This window comes from Curtobacterium sp. P97 (assembly GCF_023712445.1).
GTDB lineage: Bacteria > Actinomycetota > Actinomycetes > Actinomycetales > Microbacteriaceae > Curtobacterium.
In genome coordinates, this window is the sequence record NZ_JAMAYF010000074.1 from 1 (window position 1) to 474 (window position 474).

Annotated in this window: 1 pseudogene; it reads right to left on the reverse strand. The window is 76.6% G+C overall.

The features are described 5' to 3' along the window. Positions 1-3: 3 nt before the first annotated feature. Positions 4-474, reverse strand: a pseudogene (locus tag M3677_RS16995) (hypothetical protein); the annotation flags it as partial.

The following is a 474-nucleotide window of genomic DNA, read 5'->3' on the forward strand; positions in this document are numbered from 1 at the left end:
GGGTCACCCCCTGGAGATCGGCTCCTGCGCCGGCGTGCTTGAGGCCGTGCTCGTGGCCGTGCCCGAGGTCGTGGCCGTGCCCGAGGTCGTGGCGCTCGCCGCCCGGGGGTCGGGGTGGCCGAGGTCGGTGAGCCACCCGCGCAGCACCCGGTGCAGGTGCTCGGCGCCCACGACCTCCCCGGGCTCGGCGAACCCGGCGGGGTGCAGCAGGAACCCGTGCTGCTGGGGCCCGCCGAGCCCGCCGTGCGACCCGACGTGCGGCTCGAAGGCCGGGGACTCCTCGGTGGTGGGGTCGAACCGGCTGTTGACCATCACGTCGGCGCAGTGCGGGAACGTCGAGGTGCGGGCGACCAGCCGGGCGGCGTGCGGGCCGTAGGGCGCGAGCGGGTCCTCGCCGATCACCACCCCGGAGTCGAGCCGGTGCAGGCCGTCGCGGCCCAGGACGACGGGGCCGAACTCCTCGGAGTGCACCAG